The following is a 21,435-nucleotide window of genomic DNA, read 5'->3' on the forward strand; positions in this document are numbered from 1 at the left end:
CACTGCATATTTTACATACATAATGGAGAGTGCCAGAAATGGTACTCTCCTAAATTCAAGTAAAAACAGAAAAAATATGTATAAGTTTTGGAGCATTGCGTTTTGCTTTGTTTTAGCGGTATGTGTCTATGCTTGTGGAGAATCGTCAGATGATGCAGACCAGTACAAAGTTGATTTTTCGTTTAAACAAGATGCGGAGAATTCAAATGAAGTCATTTTCACCAATGCATCAACCGGGAACTACCTGTATGTTGAGTGGGATTTTGGCAATGGCGAAACAACCGGTAAGAGTACCGACAAAAATAAGGAGTATACCATTTATTACCCATTAAAAGGTGATTATGAGGTAACTCTGCGGCTTTGGGGAGATTTGAATACGCCGTCCGATACAAAAACGTTAACGCGTACTATCAGCATAGAGGCTGATGATCCCGACTATGTTGATCCCGAAGGACTCATCTGGTCTGATGAATTTAACAGTGCTGCCATCAATACGGCTAACTGGAAGTTCGATGTGGGAACAGGCGAAAATGGCTGGGGCAATAATGAGTTACAATATTACACCAACGGAGAGAATGTTGAAGTAGTTGATGGGAAGCTCGTTCTTACAGCTAAAAAAGTCAACGACGATAAGGTGCAAGGCTCCTATACGTCTACGCGGATGATTAGCTGGGGAAAAAAGGAGTTTACTTACGGACGCATTGAAGTGCGTGCAAAACTTCCCTCTGGTACCGGTATTTGGCCGGCTATCTGGATGCTCGGTGCGAATATTGGTCAGGTGGGCTGGCCCGCGTGTGGCGAAATTGACATAATGGAGTATGTTGGCTATCAGCCAAACGTGGTGCATGCAACTGCTCATACACCCGACGGCTATGCCGGCAACGGTAGTGGTAGCAGTAAGTCGTTGCCCACATGTGAGGAGGAGTTTCATGTTTATGGATTGTTATGGACCGAAACATCTTTAACGTTTTATGTGGATTCCCCGGATAATGTGGTGCATGTATATGCTCCGGCAGAAAGAAATGCTTCCAACTGGCCATTTGACAAACCTCATTTTTTTATTTTAAATGTGGCTGTAGGTGGTAACTGGGGCGGAGTTCAAGGGGTTGATAACTCTATTTTTCCTCAAACAATGGAAGTAGATTATGTAAGGGTTTATGAATTGAATTAAAACAATCCCAATTACTTCGGGTATGGTAAAAGTAGGACTAATACTGCTGTTTGTATGGGCCTTGAACATGTGCTCAAGGCACGAAGCTTATGAATTGGTGTGGCACGATGAGTTTAACTACATTGGCTTACCCGATTCTGCTAAGTGGAGCTATGACACCCAGGGTAATAGCTCGCAGTGGGGGAATGATGAGTCTCAGTTTTATACCGAAGGAAATGCCGAAAATGCCTGGGTACAGGATGGAAAGCTATACATAACAGCCGTGCCAACCGACAAACCTGAACAGCCATATACATCTGCACGCCTCATCACCAAAGGGAAGGGCGAGTGGAAGTACGGAAAAGTGGAGGTTTGTGCAAAAGTGGCTGGTGGGCAAGGGATTTGGCCTGCCATATGGATGTTGCCTGCTAATAACGTGTATGGTGCCTGGCCGGCAAGTGGCGAAATAGATATTATGGAGTACCTGGGTTATGCGCCCGATTCAATTTATTGCTCTGTGCATACCGGCGCATATAATCACCTTGATCATACGCAAAAGTCCAAAGCTTTTCATCTGAATGATGCAGCTACCAGCTTTCATGTATATGGCATGGAATGGAGCGAAAACAGTTGCCAGTTTTTTATCGATGGACGGAAGGTGTTTGTATTTGATAAAGAGGCCAGAGCCGGCAGCGAAAAATGGCCATTTGACCAAACTTTTTACCTGATTTTAAATGTTGCAGTAGGCGGCCATTGGGCCGGGAAATATGGTGTTGATGAGTCAGCCTTCCCAAGTACAATGGAAATCGACTATGTAAGAGTTTACCAAAAAACGTCAGCCAGATAAAATGGTTGTTTACCTTAAAATACTTGCGCAATGAATGTATTAAAACATATACTTGCAGGACTAATAGCAGTGTTCTTATTAAGTGCCTGCCAACCAAATAACAACAGCCAGGAGCAATCCTCAATTGATCAGCAGGTTGAAGCCTTGCTGGAACAGATGAGCCTCGAAGAAAAGATTGGCCAGATGTGTCAGGTTAATGGCGGTGGAGGAACGCTGAATGATGATTTTAAGCAGATGCTTAAAGAGGGCCGGATCGGCTCCATACTAAACGAGGTTGATGTTACAACGATCAATGAGATTCAGCGAATCTCAGTTGAAGAGAGCCGTTTGGGAATTCCGGTACTTATCGCCCGCGATGTTATTCATGGGTTTAAAACTGTGTTTCCGATTCCATTGGGACAGGCGGCCACCTGGAATCCCGAAATTGTAAGAGAAGGGTGCCGGGTAGCAGCAGCCGAAGCCGCTTCATCGGGTATTAAATGGACGTTTGCGCCTATGATAGATATCAGTCGTGATGCCCGTTGGGGGCGTATCGCCGAAAGCCTTGGAGAAGATCCTCACCTCACCTCGGTACTGGGGGCAGCCATGGTGAAAGGCTTTCAGGGTGATGATTTGGCAGATGAAAATAGTATAATTGCCTGTGCCAAGCATTTTGTCGGCTATGGAGCTGCTGAAGGCGGACGTGATTACAACTCAACATTAATTCCTCCTCGTGAATTACACGATGTTTATTTACCACCCTTTGAAGCCGCTGTAGATGCAGGAGTCAGAACATTTATGTCGGGATTTAACGACATTGATGGAGTGCCGGCTACGGGTAACGAATACCTGATGCGCGATGTGTTGCGCGATAAATGGCAGTTTGATGGTTTTGTGGTGAGTGACTGGGCATCTGTTTGGGAAATGATTAACCATGGCTTTGCTGCCGATGAAAAGGAAGCTGCCAAACGAGCCATCAATGCGGGGGTTAATATGGAAATGGCTTCAACCACGTATGAGGACAACATTGCAGCGCTCATAAGTGAAGGACTGATAAGCGAAGCCATTATTGATCAGGCTGTTCGTGAGATATTAAGAGTGAAGTATGAGGCCGGCTTATTTGATAATCCCTACATTGCTGAAGAAAATCAGTACCAGTTTGCTAAGCCAGCATATTTGGAGGCGGCTAAATTGGCTGCCACCCAAAGCATGGTACTGCTTAAAAATAATAAACAAACGCTGCCAGTCAGTAAAAATAAAACCATCGCTCTGGTGGGGCCTATGGCTAATCAGGCCTATGAACAGCTGGGAACCTGGATTTTTGATGGGGACAGCACCTTGTCCGTGACCCCGCTGATGGCTTTGCAGCAGGAATTGGGCGCTGGAAAATTATTATTTGCCCAAGCTTTGGCAACAAGCCGGACGAAGCACACCAAAGGTTTTAAACAAGCTATTGAGCAAGCCAAAAAAGCCGATGTGATTGTGTTTTGCGGTGGCGAAGAGTCCATCCTGTCAGGCGAAGCTCATTCGCGAGCGAATATAGATTTACCGGGAGCCCAAAATGAATTGATCAGGGCGCTTAAGCAGACCGGCAAACCCCTGGTACTTGTAGTAATGGCTGGTCGTCCCTTAACCATTGGTGCAGTTAGCGAGCACGCCGATGCCGTTATCTACGCCTGGCACCCCGGAACCATGGGCGGTGCTGCTTTAGCCGATATTCTTTTAGGTAAAGCCAATCCGTCGGGTAAATTGCCGGTTACTTTTCCAAAAGTAGTCGGGCAAATTCCAATGCATTACAATCATAAAAATACAGGGCGTCCGGCTAACCCCGATTCATGGACTCACATCGATGAAATACCGGTAAAGGCACCGCAAACATCATTAGGTAATGAGTCGCACTACATTGATGCCGGGTTTACGCCACTTTATCCTTTCGGCTATGGTTTGTCCTACACCACTTTTGCCTATAGCGGCTTACAGTTAGACAAAGATGTGTACGCTCAGGATGACCGTATCCAGGTGAGCTTTGAACTGGAAAATACAGGCGAAGTGGCCGGTGATGAGGTGGTTCAGGTGTATGTGCGCGATGTGGCAGGAAGCGTTTCAAGACCCGTTAAGGAACTGAAGGCTTTTAAACGGATCAGCCTCAATCAAGGAGATAAAACCAGCGTAATGCTCGAAATAGCCATTCAGGACTTGGCCTTTCATAACATTGATATGGAAAAAGTGGTGGAGCCGGGTGAATTTCAGCTGTGGGTTGGTGGTGACTCCACTACAGAGTTATCAACAACATTTAAGGTAGAATAAAACGAATGAACACCTGGAAAGACAGGAGCAGTTTATAAAATTTTGACTTCAACCTGGTTTAACAATTAGTAATCGGGAGGCGAGTGTTTTGTTAAGTTATTCTTTGCACTGCAGAAGCGCATAAAAGCATGCCGGAAACATGGTTGCGATTTCTGTATGCATCACAAGAATGACAGGGGAACTGGTGGCTTGATGAAAGCCACCAGTTTTTAAAACCAGATATAATGATTGAGCTATTCAAAAACCATATCAGCCTGAGTATTGAAGAGCCTTTGGAAGGCTATCAGGGAACAAGGTTCGATTGGACAGGTAAAATACTGCAGGTAAGATGGAAAGGTACTCCATTGTGTACCTCTGAACTTCACCAGGAAAGCAGCGACTTGCAGGGGCATGGCTGTTCTAATGAGTTCGGAATAAGTCGTGCAATTGGATACGATACCTGTGAGCCTGGAGAATTGTTTCCGAAAATTGGTGTGGGAATGTTGCAGAAAGAGAGCAGGGAACCCTACGACTTTTTTCACCAGTACCCTTGTCAACCCTTTGACTTTACCACCAAGGTGCATCCGGCCGGGGTGTCGTTATTTTGTGTAAACACTCATCCGGTTTATGGGTTTCGTTTAAACAAAACAATAACCCTTTGTGATGATGGTTTTGTGATTGGTTATGAATTTATTAATGATGGCAAGGAGGTTTTTATCACTGATGAGTATGTTCATAATTTTCTCTCCATCGGAGCCAGAAAGCTATCAACAAACTGCCAGCTAAAAATTGGCAAAGCCATCCGTGAGCGCCAGTTTGCGAAGGGCTTAAATCCAGATGGTTGCGTGATGCGCAATGGCAATCTAATCACATGGAAATCAACCCCTGAATCCGATTTTTTCTTTGAAGACGTGTCGGAGCCAGCAGCCCGAGGCCTTAACTGGGAGCTAACAGACAAGCGGTTGGGCTTGAGTATTTCAGAAAGCGTTGATTTTACACCCCAAAAAATAAACCTGTGGGGACGGGCTCACGTGGTGAGTCCGGAACTATTTAAAGGCATCATGCTTAAGCCCGGTGAAACGGATACCTGGCAGCGGACTTTTAAAATACAAGAATTGGAGGCTTAAAAAATCTATTAGCCTAAATAATTAATGATAAGGGAAATAGTTAGAATGCAGAGGTAATTAATCCCTTTTGAAGATTGAAAAAAGAATTTGAGCACCTGAAAACGAATAATACAACAAGTGATGGATAAGAAAGAGATCTATTTAGGAACAACCAGCTTATGCAAGGGGAGAGAAGAGGTGGATGGTAAGTTTGTGGAAATTGAAAATGAAAAGTTCTACAAGATCAGTCATTACGATCAGATGGACGATTTTTTCATGAGTATTGTAAGTGATTCCGATCACTGGATGTTCATCTCCAGCAATGGCGCCTTGTCGGCAGGTCGAAAAAACCGCAACAATGCCCTGTTCCCCTATTACACCGATGATAAAATACACGATTACAAAGATATAACTGGCAGCAAAACGAGTGTGCTGGTGCAAAAAGATAAGCAGACATACTTGTGGGAACCTTTTTCGGATAAATACAAGGGTGTGTATCACACGGTTCGTAATATCTACAAAAGTGTTTATGGCAACAAGGTGATGTTTGAAGAGGTGAACCTCGATTTGGGTCTTGGGTTTAAATACATGTGGGCCAATAGCGAGCGTTTCGGCTTTGTAAAAACATCAACCATTACTAACTACGGCAATCAAACTGTTTTAGTGGATGTTGTTGATGGTATTCGTAATATTCTGCCATATGGCGTTGATTATGCTTTTCAGAACGAATTCAGTAACCTGCTGGATGCCTACAAGAAGCACGAACTTCTATCAGCGTCAAAGCTGGGATTGTTTTCATTGAGCTCCATACCGGTAGACAGAGCCGAACCCAGTGAATCGCTCAAAACAACCACCGTGTGGTGCTATGGTTTGCCAAACTGTAAGGTGCTGCTGTGCGATCGTCAGCTAAAAGCATTTAAAGAAGGGCAAGCTGTTCAAACCGAAACAGATATTCGTGCCACGCGCGGCGCCTACCTGATTAATGCAAGTTTCCCATTGGAGCAGGCAGAACATAAAAGTTGGTCAATTGTGGCCGATATCAACCAGGACAGTGCCGATGTGGTGAACCTGCAGGAACTGATTTTATACGATGATGCCATTGGAAAATTAGTTGCAGATGATATTAAGGCTGGTACCGGTAAATTAATTGAAATTGTGGCTGCTGCCGATGGTTTGCAGCAGAGCAACGATGAGCTGGGCTGTGCCCGCCATTTTTCCAACACGCTTTTTAATGTGATGCGTGGAGGTATTTTCAATGATAACTACTCGCTCGATGCAGCCGATTTTCGCTTGTTTGTGTCACAAACCAATCAGCACGTGGCTGGTAAATTCAACGACTGGTTAAGTGCATTGCCCGGGAAGCTTGAGTACAATGCGCTTATCCGAATGGCCGAAACAACGGAGGATGCGGACTTAATCCGAATCGCATACGAGTATCTGCCACTTACTTTTAGTCGGCGTCATGGCGACCCAAGTCGTCCCTGGAATCAATTTTCAATTGAAACGAAAAATGAGGATGGGTCACCAAAACTGAATTACCAGGGAAATTGGCGCGATATTTTTCAAAACTGGGAAGCACTTGGTTTTTCTTACCCGGCTTTTGTTGAGGGCATGATAAGTAAGTTTGTCAACGCTTCTACGCCAGATGGCTACAATCCGTACCGGATTACACGCGAGGGTATTGATTGGGAATGTCCTGATCCGCACGACCCATGGGCTTACATCGGCTATTGGGGCGACCATCAGATAATTTATCTCCAAAAACTGTTGGAACTTTCCGATAAATTTCATCCTGGAGCACTGGATGGTTTATTAACTGCCGAGAGGTTTGTGTATGCCAACGTGCCCTATCGTATCAAACCGTATGAGCAGATTGTTGCCAATCCGCAGGATACCATCACCTTTGATGCCGAGCTGAATGCCCGCCTGGCTGTACAGTCAAAGGCTATTGGGGCCGATGGGAAGTTACTCATGGATGCGCAGGGACAGGTGTACCGCGTGAACTTCACTGAAAAAATTCTGGTAACGCTCCTATCCAAACTCAGCAACTTTATTCCAGAGGCGGGTATATGGATGAATACCCAGCGTCCGGAGTGGAACGATGCCAATAATGCGCTGGTGGGGAACGGTGTTTCTATGGTAACACTTTATTATCTGCGTCGTTTTCTCAAATTCTGGTTGGAGCTGTTTAAGCAATCTACAGTGAGTGAGATGCCTGTATCCAACGAAGTAAAAGAGCTGTTGGAAAGTGTTTATGCGCTGTTTAGCCAAAAGGGCGAATGGCTCGAAAACGGGTTTTCCGATGCGCAGCGGCGCTATTTTGCCGACCATCTGGGGAAAGCGGGAGAAGTCTATCGCGAAAAAATTTATAAAAAGGGTTTTGCGGGTGAAAAGGCCACGGTAACAGTTGAGGAGCTACAGCAGTTTATTGAGTTGGCTATTAGGTATATGGATCAGTCAATTGAGGCCAATAAGCGGGAGGATGGTTTGTACCATTCTTACAACCTGGTTGCCTTTTCCGATAACAAGGTATCGGTGAGGTACCTGTATGAGATGCTGGAAGGACAAGTGGCTGTGTTAAGCGCCGGGGTGTTAAATACAGAAGAAAGCCTTCGCGTGATGGATGCGCTTAAGGCCAGTGCCTTGTTCCGCGAGGATCAGTATAGCTACATTCTTTATCCCGACCGCCAGTTACCGTTGTTTATTGAAAAGAACACCATCCCGGCCGATAAGGTTCTTGACTCAGAGCTGTTGAAAACCTTGTTGGAGGAGAAACGCACCTCGGTTATTACGCAGGATGTTAAAGGGGCCTGCCATTTTAATGGAGCCATTCGCAATGCCGAAGAGCTGAAGAAAGCCTTGCAAGCCTTGCCGCAAAAGCAATATGCCTCCTTGCTGGCAAAAGAGCAGAAACAGGTATTGGCGGTGTACGAAAGCATGTTCGACCATCAGTCGTTTACCGGACGGTCTGGCACTTTCTATGGCTACGAAGGGTTGGGAAGTATTTATTGGCATATGGTTTCTAAGTTATTGCTGGCAGTGCAGGAAACCTATTTTGATGGCTTGCGTCAGGGAGTTGATGCCTCACTTTTAGGGCGGATTAAAGACCACTATTATGAAATTAAGGCTGGTATTGGCCTGTACAAGTCACCGGCTCTCTACGGGGCATTTCCAACGGATGCCTACTCGCACACTCCCGGAGGAGCGGGGGTTAAGCAGCCCGGCATGACTGGGCAGGTAAAGGAAGATGTGTTGAGCCGCATGGGTGAATTGGGCATCATGATTCGGAAGGGGCAAATCTGCTTTGAAACCTCATTGATGAACCCGGATGAGCTGCTCACAACCACTAGCGAGTTGAATTGCTATTCAGAGGCGGGAGAGCCACAAGCGGTGCCATTGCATGCAGGGGAACTGGCTTTTACCTTTGGCAAAGTGCCGGTTATTTATCAATTGCATGAGAAGGAATTGATAAGTGTTTACTATGTCGATGGAAGTAGCCGCACATTTGAGGGTAACTGTCTGGATAGAGAGGTGTCTGCTGCTATTTTTAACCGGAGTGGAGAGGTGCTGAAAATTGAAAAAACACTACTTATGACCAAATAGCGCTCTTTGTGAGCGTGCTAAATTCTAAACAGCTAACTAATAATTAAAATCCAAAAATGAACAGTAAACAGATAGCAATAAGTGACCGGGTACCTTTTGTGCAGAAAGTAGCATTTGGCTCTGGTCATTTGGCTAATCAGCTCTTTCCGGCCGCCCTGGGGGTTTTTATGGTTGTGTTGGTCATGTCCTTGGGTATGAATCCCATATTGGCCGGTCTGCTCGGGGCGTTGCCACGTGCGATTGATGCACTCACCGACCCTGTTATGGGATTTATTTCCGATAACACACGGTCGAAATGGGGCCGTCGTAAACCCTATATCCTGTTGGGGAGCATCATTGCCGGAGTGTCGTTTATGCTGATGTGGCAATTGAATCCACAGCATTCAGAACTGTATAATTTCTTCTATTTCCTGTTTGTATCCATCTTCTTTTATATCGGGTATACCATTTTTGCAACCCCGCTAATCGGCTTGGGTTATGAGATGACCCCTGATTATAACGAACGAACTCGTTTAATGGCCGTTTCTCAGTTTATGGGACAGATAGCCTGGATGATCGCACCCTGGTTTTGGGTCATCATCTACAAGCAATCTCTTTTTGAATCGGCCCCAGAAGGCGCAAGAGAACTAGCCGTATGGGTAGGCGCGTTGTGCATGGTTTTAGGCATTATGCCGGCTTTTTTTAATAAGGAGTTGATTGTGCCCGAACAGGAAAATAAGCTTTCGACCACTGAACTTAGGACACAGGTGAAAACTTTCTTTCAGGGGATTAAACAAACTGTAAAAAACCAACCATTTATGCGATTGTGTGGCGCGACCTTTTTAATATTTAATGGGTTTCAGACCATAGCGCAGTTTGCATTTTTCATCATTGTCTATTATTTGTTCAATGGCGATAAGGTGGCCGCTGGCAATTGGCCGGCCTGGTTTGGTACCATCAGTGCCATGGCAACAGCATTTCTTGTAATTCCGGTCGTCACCCGCTTATCGGAGCGGCTGGGAAAACGAAAGGCATTTATTATTGCCACCCTTATATCGATTATTGGTTACATGCTTAAGTGGTGGGGTTTCAACCCCGATAATCCCTGGCTGATGTTTATGCCCATTCCATTTTTGTCATTTGGTATAGGGGGGCTGTTTACGCTTATGATGTCGATGACGGCGGATGTTTGCGACTTGGATGAGCTTAATACCGGCAAGCGCAGGGAAGCCATGTTTGGAGCAGTTTATTGGTGGATGGTCAAGCTGGGTAATGCCCTGGCTATTTTGCTAAGCGGAATTGTATTGCACTTTGTGGGCTTTGATGAAAGTTTGGATGTTCAATCGGCCAGCAGTCTGGTTAACCTTCGTCTGGCTGATATCATTATACCGATTGTGATGGCCTTGCTCGCTATTGCCACCATCTGGAATTATGACTTAACAGAAACCAAAGCGCACCAGATTAGGGAAGAGTTGATAAAGCGACGGGGAAGTATTAAACATCAGGGAGAACAATAAAATATGAAAGGAATGAGATATAGTAATTTGGCTGTTTTGTTGGTGTTGCTAATGGCAGCCGCAAGTTGCAGCACCGAAAAGAATTATCGCCTGGTATGGAACGATGAGTTTGACTATACCGGATTACCCGATTCTACAAAATGGGCGTATGATCAGGAAGGCAATCCGCATGGATGGGGAAATGACGAAGCCCAGTTTTATACCAAAGGCCGCAAAGAAAATGCGTGGGTAGAAGATGGGCTATTACACATAACCGCCTTAGAGGAGTCTTATGGCGACAAAGCTTTTACTTCAGCCCGTCTTATCTCAAAAGCCGACTGGCAATATGGGAAGGTGGAAGTGCGGGCCAAGTTGCCTGAAGCGAGAGGCAGTTGGGCAGCGATTTGGATGATGCCCGGCGGGTGGTCCTTCAACGATGGTAACTGGCCGGCTATTGGCGAAATAGACATCATGGAGCATGTAGGGCACGATAAAGGAGTGGTCCATGCCTCGGCTCACTCAAAAGATTACCAATGGCAAACAGGTACTCAGCAAACGGGCACTATCAAAGTAGACGATGCCACTGATGCTTTTCATCTGTATGGTTTGGAGTGGACGCCGGATACCATGAAGGCTTTTGTGGATGGAGAACTCTACTTTACTTACGCCAATGAAAAACTGGGGGTGGATAAATGGCCATACAACAAGCCTTTTTATCTGATTATGAATGTGGCCGTGGGTGGTGCCTGGGGGAGAGTTGAAGGAATTGATTCACTGGCTTTCCCGCAAACAATGGAGGTTGATTACGTGAGAATTTATCAAAAATAGCTGCACCATTAAACCATACAGAATGAACAAGACAGTTACTAAATTATCGTTTAAAGAAAAGCTGGGCTACAGCCTTGGCGACACTGCTTCCCATTTTGTTTGGGACATGGTGGGCTTTTGGATTCTGATTTTTTACACCGATACCTTTGGTATTTCGGCCGCGGCCGCTGGTACCATTATGCTTATCGCACGTATTTGGGACATGATTAATGATCCTTTAATGGGGATTATTTCTGACCGGACTACTACCCGCTGGGGTAAGTTTCGTCCTTATATTTTGTACACGGCCGTGCCTTATGCAATCCTGGCGGTACTTACTTTTACCACGCCAGATTTAAGTCAGACCGGTAAAATTATTTGGGCAGCCGTTACCTATTTCTTGCTGATGACTGCCTATACAGCCATTAACCTGCCTTACTCATCCTTAATGGCTGTAATGACTTCTGACTCGAACGAGCGGGCAGGAGTTAATACCTATCGCTTCATCAGTGCTTTTTCGGGGCAACTCATAGTTACAGGTCTGGCTCTGTCAATGGCTATCTATTTTGGTAAAGGAGAGTTTTCTACTAAAGTTGCACAACCCCAAACAAAAGGAGGAATGGTTGAGGTGCTCAATAGTGACAGTCTTCGTTATCAGCCAAACCCTGGTTTTATAGGGATTGATACCTTGTTTTATGCAATCGAGGATGAGGAACAAAATAGTTCAGAAGCTGCTGTTTACATTGTGGTAAGTCCCTCAAATGGTGCAGCAAATAATTCTGAGGCAATCATGGCTTTTGACTCAACAGCGATAAAGGCAAAGGCCAATGCGCCGGGCGTTATTCCTTATCCGTTGGCCCGTGAAGATGTCCACTATATCAATGCCGGTGATGGGGAAGTAGTTATTGATGTGAGGGCAAATGATAATTTGGTGAACAAAGCTAAAGGTTATCAATACACGCTGATGGTGCTTGGCTTTTTGAGTGTGGTCTTTTTTCTGATAACCTTCTTTTCAACAAAAGAAAGAGTGGTGCCACAGGTCAATAACAATCAATCTGTTTGGGCCGATTTTAAAAATCTTGGTTCGAATAAGCCATGGATTGTATTAGCATTGGTGGGGATTGTTTCATTTATCATGTTTGCCTTGCAAAATCTTTCCATAGCCTACTATTTTAAATATTACATAGGTACCGAAGAAAGTGTGCAGCTGTTTAATGTGGTGAGTAGTGTAGCGCTTATTTTGGGGTTGCCAATAGCAAAACCACTGGCCAGGCGCTTTGGGAATCGTAATGTGTTTATGGCCAGTACCATTTTATCCGGAATTTTCTTCGCCTTGCTATACTTGCCCGAAGCAGGAGATTTTACAATGATTTATGTTTTTAATGTGCTGGCTAAATTTACCTATGCACCGGCTGTGGTATTGTTATGGACCATGTTGGCCGATACGGCTGATTATACAGAGTGGAAAACAGGACAACGGGCGACAGGACTGGTTTTTTCGGCAGCTACTTTTGCCCAAAAGGCTGGTTGGGGCATAGGTGGAGCACTGGCCGGGTGGTTATTGGTGCTTTTTAAGTTTGAAGCAAACACCGTGCAAACGGAGGAAACCATTCGGGGGATAAAGCTGATGATTTCAGTTATACCCGGCATTTTGTATATGTCTTGTGCCGTGCTCCTGTTTTTTTACAGCATTGATAATAAAACAAGTCAGCAGATGCAGGCTGATCTGGAGGCAAGAAGAAATCAAATAGGTATTGAATAAATCAATAAAATAAACGAAGATATGAGACTTGTAGGTATACTAGCATTTGTGTTTATGGCCACATTGTCATTATCTGCTCAGGATAAGGAGTTGGAAGAAAAAATAAATAGCTTGATGTCTGAACTGACGCTTGAGGAGAAGGTTTCGCTATGTTCAGGCCGCGATGACTGGAGTACGCAGCCAATCGAACGACTGGATATTCCATGGATATGGATGGCCGACGGGCCTCATGGTTTAAGGCGCGCTCCGGCCACCAACAAAGCCGGTTATGGCGATCAGCACCCGGCAACTTGTTTCCCTACGGCTTCAGCCTTGTCCGCCACCTGGGATACAGATTTGATTTACAAAGTAGGGCAAGCTTTGGGGGAAGAATGTCAGGCTTTGGACGTGAATGTATTGCTGGGGCCTGGAGTGAATATTAAGCGGTCGGTTTTAGGTGGACGTAATTTCGAATACTTCTCGGAAGATCCTGTTCTGTCAGGTGAATTGGGAGCAGCTTACATCAATGGTGTGCAAAGTCAGGGTGTGGGGACCTCGCTCAAGCATTTTGTGGCTAATAATGTAGAAACCATGCGCATGTTTATGAATTCAGATGTGGATATGCGTACACTGCATGAAATATACCTGACACCTTTCGAAATCGCCGTTAAGAAGGCGCAGCCCTGGACGGTGATGGCTTGCTATAACCGGGTGCAGGGCGAGTATGGTACACAAAGCCCATATTTACTGTCCAAGATATTAAAGGAGGAGTGGGGTTTTGAAGGCATTGTCATATCTGACTGGTTTGCCGTCATCGATCGCGTAGCGGCTTTAAAAGCAGGCATGCACATCGAAATGCCGCATGTGAGCAGTGTTAATGATGAGATACTGCTTAAAGCAGTCCAGGAAGGTGAATTAGATGAAGCTATTCTTGATAATCTGGTGAAAGAAATATTGATGGTGGTGTTAAAAGCCAAGTCGCTCGACAGAGAAGATGTTGATCAAAAGGTGGAGGAGCATCACCAGTTCGCTCGCGAGGTACATGGACAGGCCATTACATTGCTTAAAAATGATGAAAATGTGCTGCCTTTGAGTAAAGATAAATACAAGCGAATAGCTATCATTGGCGAGTTTGCGGCTAATCCGCGCTATCAGGGTAATGGAAGTTCAGAGGTAAAGCCTACTCAACTGGATAATGTGCTGGACATCATTAAAAATGAATATGGCAAAGGGGTAAAGATAAGTTATGCACAGGGCTATAATCTGAAGGACGATAATGATTTTACCATGATTGAGGATGCTGTGCAACTGGCAAAGGAATCGGATGTCGCTTTGGTTTTTGCCGGACTGCCTTTGCATTATGAATCGGAAGGTATTGATCGGAAACACATTGATATGCCGGCTGCGCACAACCAGTTGATAGCTGAAGTGGCAAAAGTACAGAACAACACGGTGGCTGTTTTAACCAATGGCAGTGCAGTGGCTATGCCTTGGATTGAGCAAGTACCGGCTGTACTGGAAACCTGGTTAGGCGGACAAGCAGGCGCAGGGGCTGTGGCCGATGTATTGTTTGGTACAGTCAATCCTTCTGGTAAGCTGGCCGAAACATTCCCTGTTAAACTGGCTGATACACCAGCGGCCTTTAACTTTCCGGGCGAGCAGGGCAATGTACTTTATGGTGAGCGAATTTTTGTAGGCTATCGGTATTACGATGAGAAGCTGATTGAACCGCTGTTCCCCTTTGGCCATGGACTTTCCTACACATCTTTTGACTATTCCGATATTCAATTGTCGGCAAAAAAAATAAGCGATAAGGATGTACTGGAGGTCAGCTTAAAAGTAAAGAATACAGGTACAGTTGCAGGTAAAGAAACAGTCCAGCTTTATGTTAGTGACCTTGAAAGTACGCTGCAACGCCCTGAAAAAGAGCTAAAGCACTTCGTTAAAGTGGAGCTGCAACCGGGCGAAACGAAAGAAGTGAGCTTCGAGCTATCCGGTCGCGATTTTTCTTACTATGATGCAAAACGGAATATGTGGATTGCAGAGAGTGGCAGTTTTGAAATAATGGCCGCTGCCTCATCGCGCGATATTCGTTTAAAAGCTCAGATTGAGTTGGAATCCACTCAGCAAGTACCCATGATGGTGGATAAATATACTTTTGCTAAGGAGCTATGGGATAACTTAGAAACCCGCGAATTACTGAAAGAATACATGCCAAACTGGATTAATGGCTGGGTACCGGAAGGCAAAACCATGGATGAAGCAAATATACCTGGATTTTTTATGGAACATCCAATGATTAAGTTTCCGTACATCACCAACAATGAAATTACCCATGAGCAAGTGAATGAACTGATCGAGCGTTGCAAAAACATTACTTATACCCCTGCTTACCGGACGTTTAAAGAAGTAGAGAATGTGTCTTTTTAGAACTTGATAACTAATTGGTTTATGAACCCGGCAATATGGTTATTTTGTAATAAGGTATGTACCCAGTTAAAGAAATAATCGCAGATTGTAATTCATGCCGGATTCGTTTTTTTATAAGGTAAAAGCGCGGCGCATCCATCTGGATGTGCCGCGTTTCTGTTTTTAAGCTTAAAATCGTACCGTGTTTGTAACAAATACTAAATCAAGCCCTATCTTTGCAAAAAAAAACAACATATGACAACTCGTAAAGTACGTGTGCGCTTTGCACCAAGTCCAACCGGACCATTGCATATTGGTGGTGTTCGTACCGCATTGTTTAACTATTTGTTTGCCAAAAAGCACGGAGGCGATTTTATTCTTCGTATTGAAGATACGGACTCGACAAGGTTTGTAGAAGGAGCAGAAGAGTACATCAACGAAAGTATGGAATGGCTGGGAATGCCCATTGATGAAGGCGTTAAGCAAGGGGGAAATTATGGACCATACAAGCAAAGCGAACGTCGCGAGATTTACAAAAAATATGCTGATCAGCTGGTTGAAACCGGTTGGGGATATTATGCCTTTGATACGCCTGAAGAGTTGGATGCTTTGCGAGCGCAGGCTGAGGCCGATAAAAAGACCTTTGCCTACGATATGCACACGCGTCAGGGGCTAAAAAATTCATTGACTTTGTCCGCTGATGAGGTGAAGCAACGCATGGATGCCGGTGAGCCGTGGGTAATTCGTTTCAAAATGCCTGAAGATACCGAAGTGAAAACCAACGACCTGGTAAGGGGTTCGGTTACTTTTAACACCAACACTTTAGATGATAAAGTGCTTTATAAGAGTGCCGATCAATTGCCAACGTATCACTTGGCTAATATTGTGGATGATCACTTGATGGACATCTCGCACGTTATTCGTGGAGAAGAGTGGTTACCGTCTGTGCCCTTACATATCATGCTTTACAGGGCTTTAAAGTGGGAAGACACTATGCCGCAGTTTGCTCACTTGCCATTGATTCTGAAGCCAACAGGTAAAGGAAAATTATCAAAGCGTGATGGTGATAAAGGTGGGTTCCCGGTATTCCCATTGAACTGGCAGCTGGAAGATGGCATTGCAGCCGGATACCGCGAAAGTGGTTACTTTCCGGAAGCGGTGGTGAACCTGCTGGCCTTGTTGGGCTGGAACCCGGGAACCGATCAGGAGCTGTTCAGTATGGATGAGCTGATTCAGGCCTTCTCTATTGAGCGTGTAAATAAATCAGGCGCTCGTTTTGACCCGGATAAGGCGAAGTGGTTTAACCAGCAGCATCTGGTCAGAAAAGCCGATGATGAATTGGCCGGGTTATTCCAAACTGAACTTAAAGAGCGCGGCCATGAGGTGGACACTGCTTTTGTATCCAAAGTGGTTGGAATGGTGAAGGAGCGTGTAAACTTCGTTAGTGAGTTATGGGAGCAATGTGCCTTTTTCTTTGAAGCGCCAACTGAATACGATCCTAAAGTGGTGAAGAAGCGCTGGAAAGGCGATGTGCCTGCTTTTATGGGTGAATTACCAGCTGTTTTGGAGCAGTTGGAAGAGTGGCAGGCAGATGCCATTAAATCTGCTATTTCAGCTCACATTGAGGCAAAAGAATTAGGGTTTGGTTTGGTGATGAATGCTTTCCGTTTGGCGCTTGTCGGTGGCGGGTTTGGTCCCGACCTGATGACCATTGCTGAGATGATTGGTAAAGAAGAAACTATCCAGCGAATTAAAGCAGCCGTTGCAAATATTCAGTAAGCAATTAAAAGAATAGATATAAAAAAGCCCGCATCTGATTCAGGTGCGGGCTTTTTGTGCAGGGAGCATTCAGACAGGAGGTAAGCCCTTGGCAGAGTGCGCTGAGAAAATGGTAGCGATGGCTAAGGGATGTTAAAAAATGTCATCTTCACGTTTCATACTGGTGAATGCTTATAAAATACCTTATTTTCATGCACTGAGCTTATTGTTTTGAACTTTGTTCATGCCTCTGTCGTCGGTGTGGATAACAAGAACAAATTTTATACGGGCTCTCCATTCGACCAAGCCCAAGACGTGATTTCTATAGCCCAATAGCTGGCAACGAGTAACGAATAATCATATACAAACACAAACAGATGACACACAAACTGAAGACAAGGCACTTGTTGACTGCCGTGCTGATCGGAGCATTTGCTTTGGGTCACACGCAGGCGCAGGATAAAGCAGCCTTGCCGGATTGGCAAAATCCGAAAGTATTTGAGATTAATAAAGAGGCAGCCACTGCCCATTTTATTCCTTTTGAGTCGGAGCGTGATGCCTGGGATGGCGTGGTCGCCAATTCGGCCTATCACCAGAGCCTCAATGGCACCTGGAAGTTTAACCTGGCTAAGACACCGGAGCAGCGTCCGGCCGATTTCTATAAAGAAAGCTATGATGTAAGTGATTGGGACAATATTCAGGTGCCTGCCAACTGGGAGGTAGCCGGTTTCGACACGGCCATCTATGTTAATACCACGTATCCGTTTTGGGACATTGCAGGCAAACGTCCTGAGCCGCCACTGATTCCCGAAGGTTACAATCCGGTAGGTTCCTACAAGCGTAGCTTTGAACTGCCCGCATCGTGGAGTGAGCGGGAGATATTTGTGACTTTTGGTGCCGTTAAGTCCGCTTTTTACCTGTGGGTGAATGGAGAAAAAGTGGGCTACAGCCAGGGTTCGAAACTGCCGGCTGAGTTCAACCTAAGTAATTACGTGCGCCCGGGTAAAAATACCATAGCCCTTGAAGTGTATCGCTGGTCCGACGGTAGTTACCTGGAGTGTCAGGATTTCTGGCGCCTGAGTGGCATCGAGCGCGATGTAAACTTGTGGGCACGCCCCAAAACACGTATTCGCGACTTTAAGATCATATCCGGTTTAGATGAGCACTACCGGAACGGCGTGTTTGACCTGAGCGTGGAGGTGTTTAACCACGCGGCTAAGGCCCAATCTCACACGGTGGAGGTGGCTTTGCGCAGCTGGGACGGCAAAGAAGAGTTGCTCCGCCTGAAGCAAAGTATTAAACCTGCCAAAGGTAGCAACAATGTGGTGTTTGAAACAAAAAATATCGATAATCCGCTGAAGTGGAGTGCTGAGCAGCCCAATTTATACCGTGCACTGATCACTTTGAAAGATAAAAAGGGCAAGGTGGTTCAGAGCCTGACACAGGATGTGGGTTTCAGAACGGCTGAGGTGAAGAATGGTCAGTTCCTGATAAACGGCCAGCCGGTGTTGGTGAAAGGGGTGAACCGTCATGAACACGATTCCGATAAAGGGCATGTGATTGATGAAGCCAGTATGCTGCTGGACATCCGCCTGATGAAAGAGAACAATATCAACACCGTGCGCACCTGTCACTATCCCACCGATGAGCGTTTTTATGAGCTTTGCAACCGCTATGGCCTGTATGTTATTGACGAGGCCAATATCGAATCGCACGGAATGGGTTATGGCGATCGCAGCCTGGCCAAAGATCCGGATTGGGAAGCCGCACACATGGCACGTACGGTTCGTATGTACGAACGCGATAAGAATCAGCCCAGTATCGTTACCTGGTCATTGGGTAATGAAGCGGGTAATGGTGTTAACTTCAAGGCTACTTATAAATGGATGAAAGAGCAGGACAGCACTCGCCCTGTGCAGTATGAGCGCTCAGGACTTGAAGAAAATACAGATATTTATTGTCCCATGTATGCCAGCATTGCTCACATGGTGGATTATGCCAAGGGTAACCCCGATCGTCCGCTTATTCAGTGTGAATATGCCCATGCCATGGGAAATAGCTGTGGTAGCCTGGCCGACTACTGGGTGGCCATTGAACAGTATCCGGCGCTTCAGGGTGGTTGTATCTGGGACTGGGTGGACCAGGGACTACGTGAAGTGGATGCCAACGGACTTATGTATTACGCCTTTGGTGGCGATTACGGCACCAACATGCCCAGCGACGATAGCTTTTGCCTGAACGGTTTGGTGAACCCTGATCGGAAGCCCAACCCGCAGTTGCACGAGACCAAGAAAGTCTATCAAAATGTGACGGTGACAGCCGATGATCTGAAAAACTATGTGTTCACCATTCATAACAAGTATTTCTTTACCAACCTGAATGAGTTGGATATGATCTGGCGCATCGCCAATGCCGAGGGTGTGGTGGCACATCAGACCATGAATGTGGATGTGGCGCCTCAGTCAACGAAGGCGATCACACTCAATGTGGGGCAGCTGCCGGCCTTAAAAGCAGGTCAGAACTACACATTAACTTTCTCGTTTGTGCGCAAGGCACGTAAAGGGCTGGTCAAAGCTGGTCATGAACTGGCGTGGGAGCAGTTTGTATGGTCTGGAGAGACAGCAAAGGTCGCGACGCAAAAGACCGCGACCGGTAGCTTATCACTAACACAGGACAAAACCTCGATTACTTTGTCGGGAGCTTCTTTCAGCCTTACGCTGGATAAAGCCAATGGGGTCATCAGTTCTTATTTATTTGGAGGCCGCTCCATGGTTGAGCAAGGACCCACTTTGAACTTTTACCGTCCGGCAACCGAGAATGATGTGCGCGACCAGCATGGGCAGCGCGAGTGGTTGAAGGCTGGATTGAATAAGATGACGCAGCGGTTGGATGGCGACATTGAAATCACCACGGTGAATCAGGGGCATAAGCGCCTGGTGCTGCCTTTGGCCATTGAAAGTAAAGAGACCAACACCACTATTCAGGCCATTCAGCAGTATGATGTATATGCCGATGGAGCTGTTGTGATGAGCGCTTTTGTGCAGCTGCCGGCCAAAGTAAAAGCATTGGCCAAGGTGGGGTATCAAACCTTGCTGAACAAAGCTGTTGATCAGACCGCCTGGTATGGCTTGGGGCCTGTGGCCACCTATGCCGACCGCGATGCCGCCGGTCAGTTAGGCTATTACGAGGCCAGTGCCAAAGAGCTGTACGATGCCAACCTGGTAGTGCCGCAGGATAATGCCAACCGCAGCGGTGTGAAGTGGGGAGCTATCACCAATGTGGAAGGGCTTGGCTTTTTCTTTACAGCCGACGAAGATTTTAACTTCAGTGCTTACCCTTACGCCGATGCAGCCATTGATAAGGCACGCCATACCAATGAGCTGGATGAGGCTGATTTTATTACGCTTAACCTCGATCATCAGGCGGCAGGACTGGGAACAGCTACTTGTGGTCCCGGTGTATTGCCCGATTATGTGGTGACCGATAATACTTATCGTTTCAAGATGGTGTTAAAGCCGGTGGATCTGAAGCAGCACAGCATTTTTGATGAGGCAGCCGCTACAGCAGAACAGACTTTACCCCTCTTAACAGTGGCACCTGCCGTCAAAGCTATCCGCTCCGACAAGGGGATGGTGACATTGCGTACGCAGGGCGAAGCAGTCATTTACTACCAACTGAACGGGGGCAAGAAGCAGACTTACTCAACACCCATCGACGTGCGCTACGGTGGCAGCATTTCGGCCTGGTCGGTGCGCAAGGGCATGCGCAACAGCTTTCCGGTGCATTACGACTATGACATCCTTAAAAACCAATGGTCGGTAGTGGAGCGCAGCAGTGCCCATCCGCTTTTTGAGGCAGACAACATGATTGACGATAACCCCAACACCTTTTGGCACAGCGACTGGACGAAGCCGGAGGAGAAGATGCCGCATTATGTGGTGATTGATATGGCTAAGGAATTGAACTGTAGTGGCATTAAGTACGTGCCACGTCAGGAAAATCCAAATGGCCGCATCGGTAGCTATCAGTTGGAGTTAAGCCTGGATGGTAATAACTGGACCACAGTGATTGAAAAAGGTACTTTTGAAAACAGTGCCAAAATACAAACGGTTAAGTTCAAAAAGCCGGTTAAGGCTAAATTCTTCCGATTGACCATTCGGGAAGAAGTGGATAAAAATTTCTACGCCAGCGTCGGTGAGTGGTCAGTACTCGTTGACTAAGGCCAGCGCTGAATAAATACTAAAAAATCCCGCATCTGATTCAGGTGCGGGATT

At 46.0% G+C, this 21,435-nt stretch carries 11 protein-coding genes; all 11 read left to right on the forward strand.

Annotated elements, in window-relative coordinates; genetic code table 11:
- Positions 1-76 precede the first annotated feature (76 nt).
- Positions 77-1,171 (forward strand): family 16 glycosylhydrolase, encoded by a 1,095-nt coding sequence (locus ACSX1H_RS10610; RefSeq protein ID WP_439183845.1) that lies wholly within the window; start codon positions 77-79, stop codon positions 1,169-1,171.
- A gap of 22 nt (positions 1,172-1,193) precedes the next feature.
- Positions 1,194-1,997, forward strand: coding sequence for a glycoside hydrolase family 16 protein (locus ACSX1H_RS10615; protein WP_439183846.1), 804 nt, complete (start codon positions 1,194-1,196; stop codon positions 1,995-1,997).
- Between the two features lie 30 nt (positions 1,998-2,027).
- Positions 2,028-4,283, forward strand: a complete 2,256-nt coding sequence (locus tag ACSX1H_RS10620; protein ID WP_439183847.1) for a glycoside hydrolase family 3 N-terminal domain-containing protein — start codon at positions 2,028-2,030, stop codon at positions 4,281-4,283.
- A 224-nt stretch (positions 4,284-4,507) separates the two neighbouring features.
- The gene (locus tag ACSX1H_RS10625; RefSeq protein ID WP_439183848.1) at positions 4,508-5,389 is read left to right on the forward strand and encodes a hypothetical protein; all 882 of its coding nucleotides are present in this window, start codon (positions 4,508-4,510) and stop codon (positions 5,387-5,389) included.
- 120 nt (positions 5,390-5,509) lie between these two features.
- Positions 5,510-8,971 carry a 1,3-beta-D-glucan phosphorylase, GH149 family gene (locus ACSX1H_RS10630; RefSeq protein WP_439183849.1) on the forward strand — a complete coding sequence of 1,154 codons (3,462 nt, stop codon included), beginning with the start codon at positions 5,510-5,512 and terminating at the stop codon, positions 8,969-8,971.
- A 56-nt stretch (positions 8,972-9,027) separates the two neighbouring features.
- Positions 9,028-10,467 carry an MFS transporter gene (locus ACSX1H_RS10635; RefSeq protein WP_439183850.1) on the forward strand — a complete coding sequence of 480 codons (1,440 nt, stop codon included), beginning with the start codon at positions 9,028-9,030 and terminating at the stop codon, positions 10,465-10,467.
- A 12-nt stretch (positions 10,468-10,479) separates the two neighbouring features.
- The gene (locus ACSX1H_RS10640) at positions 10,480-11,274 is read left to right on the forward strand and encodes a glycoside hydrolase family 16 protein (RefSeq protein WP_439183851.1); all 795 of its coding nucleotides are present in this window, start codon (positions 10,480-10,482) and stop codon (positions 11,272-11,274) included.
- A gap of 22 nt (positions 11,275-11,296) precedes the next feature.
- Positions 11,297-13,015, forward strand: a complete 1,719-nt coding sequence (locus ACSX1H_RS10645; protein WP_439183852.1) for an MFS transporter — start codon at positions 11,297-11,299, stop codon at positions 13,013-13,015.
- 21 nt (positions 13,016-13,036) lie between these two features.
- Positions 13,037-15,424, forward strand: a complete 2,388-nt coding sequence (locus tag ACSX1H_RS10650; RefSeq protein WP_439183853.1) for a glycoside hydrolase family 3 C-terminal domain-containing protein — start codon at positions 13,037-13,039, stop codon at positions 15,422-15,424.
- A gap of 234 nt (positions 15,425-15,658) precedes the next feature.
- Entirely contained in the window at positions 15,659-17,182 is a 1,524-nt protein-coding gene (gene gltX, locus ACSX1H_RS10655) for a glutamate--tRNA ligase (RefSeq protein ID WP_439183854.1), read from the forward strand.
- A gap of 356 nt (positions 17,183-17,538) precedes the next feature.
- Positions 17,539-21,381 carry a glycoside hydrolase family 2 TIM barrel-domain containing protein gene (locus ACSX1H_RS10660; RefSeq protein ID WP_439183855.1) on the forward strand — a complete coding sequence of 1,281 codons (3,843 nt, stop codon included), beginning with the start codon at positions 17,539-17,541 and terminating at the stop codon, positions 21,379-21,381.
- Positions 21,382-21,435 lie beyond the last annotated feature (54 nt).

Source organism: Carboxylicivirga taeanensis, from assembly GCF_051851475.1.
Taxonomy (GTDB): Bacteria; Bacteroidota; Bacteroidia; order Bacteroidales; family Marinilabiliaceae; genus Carboxylicivirga; species Carboxylicivirga taeanensis.

Bases quoted from the DNA above. Each gene is read 5' to 3' on its own strand.
- ACSX1H_RS10635 (WP_439183850.1), top strand. From the start codon at position 9,028: ATGAACAGTAAACAGATAGCAATAAGTGACCGGGTACCTTTTGTGCAG.
- gltX (WP_439183854.1), top strand. From the start codon at position 15,659: ATGACAACTCGTAAAGTACGTGTGCGCTTTGCACCAAGTCCAACCGGA.
- ACSX1H_RS10650 (WP_439183853.1), top strand. From the start codon at position 13,037: ATGAGACTTGTAGGTATACTAGCATTTGTGTTTATGGCCACATTGTCA.
- ACSX1H_RS10645 (WP_439183852.1), top strand. From the start codon at position 11,297: ATGAACAAGACAGTTACTAAATTATCGTTTAAAGAAAAGCTGGGCTAC.
- ACSX1H_RS10660 (WP_439183855.1), top strand. From the start codon at position 17,539: ATGACACACAAACTGAAGACAAGGCACTTGTTGACTGCCGTGCTGATC.
- ACSX1H_RS10625 (WP_439183848.1), top strand. From the start codon at position 4,508: ATGATTGAGCTATTCAAAAACCATATCAGCCTGAGTATTGAAGAGCCT.
- ACSX1H_RS10630 (WP_439183849.1), top strand. From the start codon at position 5,510: ATGGATAAGAAAGAGATCTATTTAGGAACAACCAGCTTATGCAAGGGG.
- ACSX1H_RS10620 (WP_439183847.1), top strand. From the start codon at position 2,028: ATGAATGTATTAAAACATATACTTGCAGGACTAATAGCAGTGTTCTTA.
- ACSX1H_RS10640 (WP_439183851.1), top strand. From the start codon at position 10,480: ATGAGATATAGTAATTTGGCTGTTTTGTTGGTGTTGCTAATGGCAGCC.
- ACSX1H_RS10615 (WP_439183846.1), top strand. From the start codon at position 1,194: ATGGTAAAAGTAGGACTAATACTGCTGTTTGTATGGGCCTTGAACATG.
- ACSX1H_RS10610 (WP_439183845.1), top strand. From the start codon at position 77: ATGTATAAGTTTTGGAGCATTGCGTTTTGCTTTGTTTTAGCGGTATGT.